Origin of the sequence: Mycobacterium sp. (assembly GCF_040398885.1) — a bacterium.
Classification (GTDB): Bacteria; Actinomycetota; Actinomycetes; order Mycobacteriales; family Mycobacteriaceae; genus Mycobacterium.
The window spans coordinates 1-2,632 of sequence record NZ_JBBATF010000258.1; the positions used below are offsets into that span (position 1 = coordinate 1).

Here is a 2,632-nt window from a genome sequence, read left to right on the forward strand (position 1 = left end):
CCGTTGGAAACCTGTTGCAGCACAGCCGATTGCGACGAGTCGGGCACGGAGAACGAGATCTCCATACCGCGCAGCATCGGTCCGGGATGCAGCACCACCGCATGCTCGGGCAGCATGGCCTGCCGGCGCTCGGACAGCCCGTACCGCACCGAGTACTCGCGCTCGGAGGGGAAGAACCCGCCGTTCATCCGTTCGGCCTGCACCCGCAGCATCATCACCGCGTCGGCCGCGGGCAGTTCGGCGTCGAGGTCGTGCGACACCTGCGCGCCGCCCCAGTTCCCCACGCCCACCGGCAGCAGCGTGGGGGGCGCCACCAGGACCACCTCGGCGCCGAGGGTGTTGAGCAGCAGCACGTTGGACCGGGCCACCCGGCTGTGCAGGACATCGCCGACTATCACCACCCGGCGGCCCGCGATGTCGCCGAGGCGCTGACGGATGGTCAGCGCGTCCAGCAGGGCCTGGGTGGGATGTTCATGGGTGCCGTCCCCGGCGTTGACCACGCAGGGTCCCGCCCCGCCGCCCTCGGCCTCCAGGGTCCACTCCGCCAACTGCTGGGCGGCTCCCGACGCCGGGTGCCGGATGATCAGCATGTCGGCCCCGGCGGCCCGCAGGGTCAGCGCGGTGTCGCGCAGGGACTCGCCCTTGGCCACCGAGGAACCCGAGGCGCTGACGTTGATGACGTCGGCGCTCATCCACTTGCCGGCCACCTCGAAGGACACCCGGGTGCGGGTGGAGTTCTCGTAGAACATCGTGATGACGGTGCGGCCGCGCAGCGTGGGAAGTTTCTTCACGTCGCGGCCCAGCAGCGCCTGCCGGAACCGGTCGGCGTCGTCGAGGATCGCGGTGGCCTCGTCGCGGGAGAGGTCCGCGGCGGACAGCAGATGCCTGGCGCTCATCTGACCGGCCCCCCTTCGGGCGCGATCCAGATGCCCTCCCGGTTGTCGTCCTCGGCGAGCCGGACCTTGACGTTCTCGCTGCGCGAAGTGGGCACGTTCTTGCCGACGTAGTCCGCCCGCACCGGCAACTCGCGGTGGCCGCGGTCGACGAGCACCGCCAGTTGGACCGCCCTGGGCCGGCCGATGTCGCGCAGCGCGTCCAGCGCCGATCTGACCGAGCGTCCGGTGTAGAGGACGTCGTCGACCAGGATCACCAGCGCACCGTCGATACCGCCGGACGGAATCGAGGTCTCCTCGAGCGCCCGGTGCGGCTTGAAGCCCAGATCGTCGCGGAAGAGTGTGATGTCCAGGCTGCCGCGCGCGACCGAGACGCCGGAGAACTCCTTGATCTTCGCGGCCAGCCGGTTCGCCAGGGTGACGCCGCGGGTCGGGATCCCGAGCAGGACCACCCGCGGCGCGTCGGCGCCGTCCAGGGCGGTCTTCTCGATGATCTGGTGGGCGATGCGGGAAACGGTTCGACCGACGTCCGCCTCGGACATGAGTTCCCGGTCGGTGCCAGCCACCTTCTGACCAGACCTCCTTCTCCGCCTCGCGGGACGGATCGTTAAAGGATGTCGACTGATCGGGAACGATAGCACCCGCCCGTAGACTCTCGCCGATGAGCCTCGCCGACAACAGGTCCTCCGTAGCCGAGGCCGTGGACACCGGACTGCTGTCGGGGGCCGTGACGCTGGTCTGGCACCGCGGAGAAGTGCTGCAGGTCAACGAAATCGGCTACCGCGACGTCGAGGCGAAACTGCCGATGCAGCGCGACACCATCTTCCGCATCGCGTCCATGACCAAACCGGTGACGGTGGCGGCGGCGTTGGCGCTCGCCGAGGAGGGCGAACTGGCGCTGACCGACCCGGTCACCCGCTGGCTGCCGGAACTGGCCGATGTGCGGGTGCTGGTCGACCCGGTCGGCCCGCTGGACCAGACGGTGCCGGCCGCCCGGGCGATCACCGTCGACGACCTGATGACGCATCGCAGCGGGCTGGCGTATTCCTTCTCGGCGCCCGGCCCGATCGGCCGCGCCTACGCGCAGTTGTCGCTGCGCCAGGACGCCGACGACTGGCTGGCCGAGCTGGCCACCCTGCCATTGGTTCACCAGCCCGGTGATCGGCTGACCTACAGCCACGCCACCGAGGTGCTGGGCATCATGCTGTCGCGGATAGCGGGCAGGTCCCTTCAGGACGTCCTGACCGAGCGGGTCCTGGCGCCGTTGGGGATGCCCGACACCGGCTTTCACGTCTGCCCCGACAAGAGGGCCAGGACGGCGACGATGTACCGGCTCGCCGCAGAGGGTGATGCGGCCGGCCTGAAGCATGACGCGATGGGCCCGATTCCGGTCAGGGAGCCGCGGTTCTGCCAGGGCGGCGCGGGACTGGTGTCGACCGCCGACGACTACCTGCGGTTCGCCCGGATGCTGCTCGGCGGCGGTTCGGTCGACGGGGTTCGGGTGCTCCGCGAGGAGTCGGTGCGGCTGATGCGCACCGACCGGCTCACCGACGACCAGAAGCGCCACCCGTTCCTCGGGATGCCGTTCTGGACGGGACGCGGGTTCGGCCTGAACCTCTCGGTGGTCACCGACCCCGCGAAATCGGCCCAGCTGTTCGGACCCGGCGGGCGCGGGACGTTCGGCTGGCCCGGGGCCTACGGCACCTGGTGGCAGGCCGACCCGGAGAACGACCTGATCC

The 2,632-nt window shown here is 70.3% G+C and carries 3 protein-coding genes; 1 reads left to right on the forward strand and 2 read right to left on the reverse strand.

Going from position 1 to position 2,632, the window contains the following annotated elements; translation table 11 throughout:
• Both ADBZ5U_RS15700 and pyrR read right to left on the reverse strand, forming a co-directional pair.
• A partial coding sequence (locus ADBZ5U_RS15700) for an aspartate carbamoyltransferase catalytic subunit (RefSeq protein ID WP_526811745.1) occupies positions 1–896 on the reverse strand: 896 nt, incomplete at its 3' end.
• Positions 893–1,459, reverse strand: a complete 567-nt coding sequence (pyrR, locus tag ADBZ5U_RS15705; protein ID WP_526811746.1) for a bifunctional pyr operon transcriptional regulator/uracil phosphoribosyltransferase PyrR — start codon at positions 1,457–1,459, stop codon at positions 893–895. The genes pyrR and ADBZ5U_RS15700, both read right to left, overlap by 4 nt.
• Before the next feature lie 95 nt (positions 1,460–1,554).
• Between pyrR and ADBZ5U_RS15710 the strand changes: the two genes are divergently transcribed.
• On the forward strand, positions 1,555–2,632 hold a 1,078-nt coding region (locus tag ADBZ5U_RS15710; protein ID WP_526811748.1), incomplete at its 3' end, for a serine hydrolase domain-containing protein.